General features: G+C 61.0%; 5 protein-coding genes and 1 pseudogene. All 6 read right to left on the bottom strand.

Features of this window, described 5'->3' with window-relative positions; genetic code table 11:
* Positions 1-1260: glycerol kinase GlpK (gene glpK / locus EN935_RS20640; RefSeq protein WP_127373564.1), on the bottom strand; the 1260-nt coding region annotated here is incomplete at its 3' end.
* 97 nt (positions 1261-1357) lie between these two features.
* Positions 1358-3082 (bottom strand): ABC transporter substrate-binding protein, encoded by a 1725-nt coding sequence (locus EN935_RS20635; protein WP_109669121.1) that lies wholly within the window; start codon positions 3080-3082, stop codon positions 1358-1360.
* A gap of 79 nt (positions 3083-3161) precedes the next feature.
* Entirely contained in the window at positions 3162-3449 is a 288-nt protein-coding gene (locus EN935_RS20630) for a DUF2160 domain-containing protein (protein ID WP_109669124.1), read from the bottom strand.
* A gap of 2 nt (positions 3450-3451) precedes the next feature.
* Positions 3452-4375: a carbohydrate ABC transporter permease gene (locus EN935_RS20625; protein ID WP_127265107.1), complete on the bottom strand. Its 924-nt coding sequence runs from the start codon at positions 4373-4375 to the stop codon at positions 3452-3454.
* Between the two features lies 1 nt (position 4376).
* Positions 4377-5243, bottom strand: a complete 867-nt coding sequence (locus EN935_RS20620) for a sugar ABC transporter permease (protein ID WP_109669130.1) — start codon at positions 5241-5243, stop codon at positions 4377-4379.
* Positions 5244-5459, bottom strand: a pseudogene (locus EN935_RS20615) (ABC transporter ATP-binding protein); the annotation flags it as partial.

Below are 5459 nucleotides of genomic sequence, written 5' to 3'. Positions count from 1 at the left end.
CTGCATGGTCCAGTCCGACGCCACCATGCCACCGTCGACCCGCAGCACCGTCTTGGCCGAAGCTCCCTTCCAGTCCTTGCGCATGGCGTCGAGCAGGTCGCGCGTCTGGTAGGCCACGGCTTCCAGCGCGGCGCGGGCAAACTCCGCCGGACCGGAATTGCGGGTCAGCCCGAAGATGGCGCCGCGTGCCTCGGCATCCCAATGCGGTGCGCCGAGTCCGACAAAGGCGGGCACCAGGTAGACATTTTGCGTCGGATCGGCTTCTGCCGCCAGTTTGCCGCTCTGCTCGGCCTTGCCGATCACCTTGATGCCATCGCGCAACCATTGAACCGCGGCACCGGCAATGAAGATTGAGCCTTCCAGTGCGTAGGTCGTCTTGCCGTTCAGCCGGTAGGCAATGGTGGTCAAGAGCCGGTTCTTCGAACGCACCAGGTCGCTGCCAGTGTTCAGCAGCGCAAAACAGCCAGTGCCATAGGTCGACTTCATCATACCTGGCTCAAAGCAGGCCTGGCCGATGGTCGCGGCATGCTGGTCGCCGGCAACCCCGAGGATTCTTATCTCGGCGCCAAAGAGACTTTTCTCCGTGATTCCATAGTCATCGGCACAGTCCTTTACCTCAGGGAGCATTTTCGCCGGGATGTTGAGGATCGTCAGCAGCTCGTCATCCCAGGCATTCTCAGCGATGTTGTAGACCAGCGTGCGCGAAGCGTTGGTGGCGTCCGTCGCATGGACCTTGCCGCCGGTCAGCCGCCAGATCAGGAAACTATCGATGGTGCCAGCGAGCAGTTCGCCTTTCTCGGCCCGCTTTCTGGCGCCCTTCACCTTGTCCAACACCCAGGCGATCTTGGTGCCGGAAAAATAGGGATCGAGCAGCAGTCCGGTCTTGCGGGTGAACTTCTTCTCCAACCCCTGCCTCTTGAGTTTCTGGCACAGCGACGCGGTGCGCCGGTCCTGCCAGACGATGGCATTGTGGATCGGCTTGCCGGTCACCCTGTCCCAGATGACAACGGTTTCGCGTTGATTGGTGATGCCGAGTGCGGCCACCTCGGAAGCAGTCCGACCGGCGTTCTTCAGCGCCGCCTTCACGGTCGATACGACGCTCGTCCAGATGTCCTCGGGATCGTGCTCAACCCAGCCGGAGGCCGGATAGTGCTGGGTGAACTCCTGTTGCCCGCTGCCGGCAACCTTCATCTTGTCGTCGAACAGGATCGCCCTGGTCGATGTCGTGCCCTGGTCAATGGCAAGGATGTATCCGGTCATTCTGCCTCCCCACTTAGTCTTTTACACAAACAGGGGAGACGGCAAGATGCCGCCTCCCCCTATTCTCATGATGCGGGCGCGAACGCCAACACCAAGGTTACTTCTGCCAGCTCTTCACCAGTTCGTCGTAGTTGATGGTGATCGGCTTGTCCTTCTCCTGCTCGAGCTTCAGCTGAGGCGCGAGATTGCCGGCCTTGACCGCGTCGGCGTTCCAGTAGGCAAGGTCATGCTCTTCGGCCATCTTCGGTCCGATGTCGCCCTGGACACCGGATTTCTCGATACGGGCCATGACTTTTTCCTGGTCGGCGCAGAGCGAATCCATGGCTTCCTGCGGTGTCTTGGCACCCGAGGATGCGTCACCGATGTTCTGCCACCAGAGCTGCGCCAGCTTCGGATAGTCCGGCACGTTGGTACCGGTCGGCGTCCACTGCACACGGGCCGGCGAGCGGTAGAACTCGATCAGACCGCCGAGCTTCGGCGCACGTTCGGTGAAGCTCTTGTCATGGATGGTGGAGTCGCGAATGAAGGTCAGGCCAACCTGGCTCTTCTTCACGTCGACGGTCTTCGAGGTGACGAACTGCGCATAAAGCCAGGCGGCTTTGGCGCGGTCGGTCGGCGTCGACTTCATCAGCGTCCAGGAACCGACATCCTGATAGCCGAGCTTCATGCCGTCCTTCCAGTATGAGCCGTGCGGAGACGGCGCCATACGCCATTTCGGCGTACCGTCGTCGTTCATGACCGGCAAGCCGGGCTTGACCATGTCGGCGGTGAACGCGGTGTACCAGAAGATCTGCTGGGCAACATTGCCTTGCGACGGCACGGGGCCGGATTCAGAGAAGGTCATGCCCTGGGCTTCCGGCGGCGCATAGGCTTTCAGCCAATCAAGATACTTCTGGATGGCATAGACCGATGCTGGTCCATTGGTGTCGCCGCCGCGCGCTGTGCACGAGCCGACAGGCCGCGAATTCGCATCGACCTTGATGCCCCATTCATCGACCGGCACGCCATTCGGCAGGCCCTTGTCGCCGTTGCCGGCCATCGACAGCCAGGCGTCGGTGAACCGCCAGCCGAGCGACGGATCCTTCTTGCCGTAGTCCATGTGGCCAAAGACTTTCTTGCCGTTGACGTCGCGGCCGGTGAAGAATTCGGCGATGTCCTCATAGGCCGACCAATTGACCGGCACGCCGAGATCGTAGCCGTACTTGGCCTTGAAGTCGGCCTTGTTCTTCTCGTCGTTGAACCAGTCGTAACGGAACCAGTAGAGGTTCGCGAACTGCTGGTCGGGCAGCTGGTAGAGCTTCTTGTCCGGCGCAGTGGTGAACTTGGTGCCGATGAAGTCGTCAACATCGAGCATCGGATCGGTAACGTCCTTGCCTTCGCCCGCCATCCAGTCGGTCAGGTTGCGCACCTGCTGGTAGCGCCAGTGCGTGCCGATCAGATCGGAATCGTTGACCCAGCCGTCGTAGATGTTCTGGCCGGTCTGCATCTGGGTCTGGATCTTTTCGACGACGTCGCCTTCCTGGATGACGTCATGCGTGACCTTGATGCCGGTGATGGCGGTAAAGGCCGGCGCCAGCACCTGAGACTCGTACTGGTGGGTGGTCAAGGTTTCCGACACGACTTTGATGTCCATGCCGGCGAAGGGCTTGGCCGCGTCAATGAACCACTGCATCTGCTTTTCCTGGTCGGCGCGAGAAAGCGTCGACACGCCGCCTATCTCCTTGTCCAGAAAGGCTTTTGCCTCATCCATCCCGGCATAGGCATTGCCTACGCCGAGCAACAGGACAAGGGCCGTTGTTGATGTTAAAAATTGCCGTCGCATGTGTTTCCTCCACTGTTTAAGGTTTCAAGTGCGATCTGGAGCGGTCGCCGGCACGCGGCCGCTCCAACAGTTTCCCCCTCTATACGTAGCGGAACACGCCAATGGCGTAGACCACGGAGAGAGCGAGAGCCCACCAAAGGCTCGGTCCGACAAGACCCAGCCAAGCGAGATGGATAAAGGCGCTGCCGAGCAGCGATAAGAACAAGCGGTCGCCGCGCGTCGTCTCGAAGCGCAGCACGCCGACGCGTGGATTGCCGCCCGGCGAGGCGTATTCCCAGACGCCCATGCCGACCAGCAGCAGGGCGATGACGGCAAAAAAAGCGGCCGTCGGCCAGGTCCATGCCATCCAGGAGAAGTCGAGGTTCATGATCACACCCTCCCCAGGGCGAAGCCCTTGGCGATGTAGTTGCGCACGAACCAGATGACGAGCGCACCGGGTATCAGCGTCAGCACGCCGGCGGCCGCCAGCAGCCCCCAGTCCATGCCGGAGGCCGACACGGTGCGGGTCATGGTGGCGGCGATCGGCTTGGCATCGGTGGTGGTCAGCGTTCGGGCGATCAGCAGTTCGACCCATGAGAACATGAAGCAGAAGAAGCAGGCGACGCCGATGCCGCTGGCGATCAGCGGCATGAAGATCCTGATGAAGAAGCGCGGGAACGAATAGCCGTCGATATAGGCGGTCTCGTCGATTTCCTTCGGCACGCCCGACATGAAGCCTTCGAGGATCCACACCGCCAGCGGCACGTTGAACAGGCAGTGCGCGAGCGCGACCGCTATGTGCGTGTCGATCAGGCCGAAGGCCGAGTAGAGCTGGAAGAACGGCAGCGCGAACACTGCCGGCGGCGCCATGCGGTTGGTCAGCAGCCAGAAGAACAGATGCTTGTCGCCAAGGAAGCGGTAGCGCGAGAAGGCATAGGCCGCCGGCAGCGCCACCGATACCGAAATCACCATGTTCATGACCACATAGGTGATCGAGTTGATGTAGCCGGAGTACCAGGCCTTCTCGGTGAAGATGGTGACGTAGTTGGCGATTGTCGGCGCGTGCGGGTAGAGCGTCAGCGAGTTAACGATCTCCGCATTGGTCTTGAAGCTCATGTTGATGAGCCAGTAGATCGGCAGCAAAAGCACGATGATGTAGAGCGTCGGCACGATCCACCACCAGCGCGATTCCTCGCCGCGCCGGCGCATCAACCGATCGATTTCGCTCTGCGACAGCGCGCTGGCGAGCCCTTCTGAAACAGCCGCCTGACTCACCCGGTCCCGCTCCGTCGTCGTTTCGTTGGCGCCAGCCATCTCAGCGCTCCGCGTCGTAGTTGGTCATCACGGTGTAGAACACCCACGACAACAACAGGATGATGAGGAAGTAGACCAGCGACATGGCGGCTGCCGGACCAAGGTCGAACTGGCCGAGTGCCGTCTTGACGAGGTCGATCGACAGGAACGTAGTCGAATTGCCAGGCCCGCCGCCGGTGACGACGAAGGGCTCGGTGTAGATCATGAAACTGTCCATGAAGCGCAACAGAACGGCGATCAAAAGCACGCGCTGCATCTTCGGCAACTGGATGTAGCGAAACACCGCCCAGCGCGAGGCGCCATCGATCTTGGCCGCTTGGTAGAAGGCATCCGGGATCGAGACCAGTCCGGCGTAGCAGAGCAGCACGACGAGGCTGGTCCAGTGCCAGACATCCATGACGATGATCGTGACCCAGGCATCGAACGGATCCTGCACGTAATTGTAATCGATGCCGATCGCGTTGAGATAATAGCCCAGCAGCCCGATGTCGTTGCGTCCGAACACCTGCCAGATCGTGCCGACGACGTTCCACGGGATCAGCAGCGGCAGCGACATCAGCACCAGGCAGACCGGCACGCCCCAGCCCTTCTTCGGCATGTTGAGCGCAATGAAGATGCCGAGCGGCACCTCAATCGCCAGGATGATGAAGGAAAAGATCAGGTTGCGGACCATCGCTTCCCAGAAGCGGCTGGACGAGAGCAGTTCTTCGAACCATTCGGTGCCGGCCCAGGTGAAGACATTGTTGCCGAACGTGTCCTGCACCGAATAGTTGACGACCGTCATCAGCGGGATGACGGCGGTGAAGGCCACCAGCACCAGCACCGGCAGCACCAGGAACCAGGCCTTGTTGTTCCAGGTCTTTTCCATTTATGCCCCCATCTCGACGCGCCAGGAATCGGCATAGATGTTGATGCCGGCCGGGTCGAACCGCACCTTCGGATCGGCAGGCACGGTCTCGTCCTCGCCGATGACCGCCGCAATCTCGCGGCCTTCGAGATTGGCGCGGACCACCTTGTGGCGGCCGAGATCCTCGACCTTGCTGATCGAAACGGCCATGCCGTCGCGGCCAAGCCGGACATATTC

Origin of the sequence: Mesorhizobium sp. M7D.F.Ca.US.004.03.1.1, from assembly GCF_003998635.1 — a bacterium.
GTDB classification, from domain to species: domain Bacteria; phylum Pseudomonadota; class Alphaproteobacteria; order Rhizobiales; family Rhizobiaceae; genus Mesorhizobium; species Mesorhizobium loti.
Note: the sequence above shows the minus strand (reverse complement) of the source record. Positions and strands in the feature narration are given on the sequence as shown.

Coding starts and splice junctions, on each gene's coding strand:
- EN935_RS20630 (WP_109669124.1), bottom strand. CDS start 3,449: ATGAACCTCGACTTCTCCTGGATGGCATGGACCTGGCCGACGGCCGCT.
- EN935_RS20625 (WP_127265107.1), bottom strand. CDS start 4,375: ATGGCTGGCGCCAACGAAACGACGACGGAGCGGGACCGGGTGAGTCAG.
- EN935_RS20620 (WP_109669130.1), bottom strand. CDS start 5,243: ATGGAAAAGACCTGGAACAACAAGGCCTGGTTCCTGGTGCTGCCGGTG.
- EN935_RS20635 (WP_109669121.1), bottom strand. CDS start 3,082: ATGCGACGGCAATTTTTAACATCAACAACGGCCCTTGTCCTGTTGCTC.